The sequence below is a fragment of the Leisingera sp. MMG026 genome, from assembly GCF_021654205.1.
Lineage (GTDB): Bacteria > Pseudomonadota > Alphaproteobacteria > Rhodobacterales > Rhodobacteraceae > Leisingera.
The window spans coordinates 1-533 of record NZ_JAKFZM010000152.1 but is presented as its reverse complement, the minus strand read 5'-3'; the positions used below and the strand labels follow the sequence as shown (position 1 = coordinate 533).

Sequence of the window (533 nt, the reverse complement as noted above, 5' to 3'; positions counted from 1 at the left end):
GGAATATCGCAACCACGTCTGGTCGTACGACTTTGTGCATCATCGAACCGATGATGGCAGGGCTTTTAGAACATTGAACATTCTGGACGAGTATAGCCGGGAATGCCTTGCGGTCCGAGTGAAGCGGAAGCTGAATGCAAACGAGGTCATCGATGCACTGACGGACCTGTTTATCCTACGTGGCGTGCCGGCATACATTCGGTCAGACAATGGCCCTGAGTTCATTGCTGAGGCCGTCAGAAGCTGGATCAAAGCTGTCGGGGCCAAGACTGCTTTCATTGAACCGGGGTCGCCTTGGGAGAACGGATACTGCGAAAATTTCAACGGGCGCATGCGGGACGAACTGCTGAACGGGGAGGTCTTCTACTCGCTGCGTGAAGCCCAAATTATCATCGAAAACTGGAGGAAGCATTACAACACCAAACGCCCCCGCAGTGCTTTGGGCTACCGCCCGCCTGCGCCGGAGGCCATCGCCCTGATAGACCAAAGGCCAACCATGTACTAACTTTCAATCTGGACCACTCCAGTGGGGC

The 533-nt window shown here is 54.8% G+C and carries 1 protein-coding gene; it reads left to right on the top strand.

Translation table 11 applies throughout. The annotated features are described in order from the left end of the window. On the top strand, positions 1-505 hold a 505-nt coding region (locus tag L1069_RS23920), incomplete at its 5' end, for an IS3 family transposase (RefSeq protein WP_237457305.1). Positions 506-533: the final 28 nt, after the last annotated feature.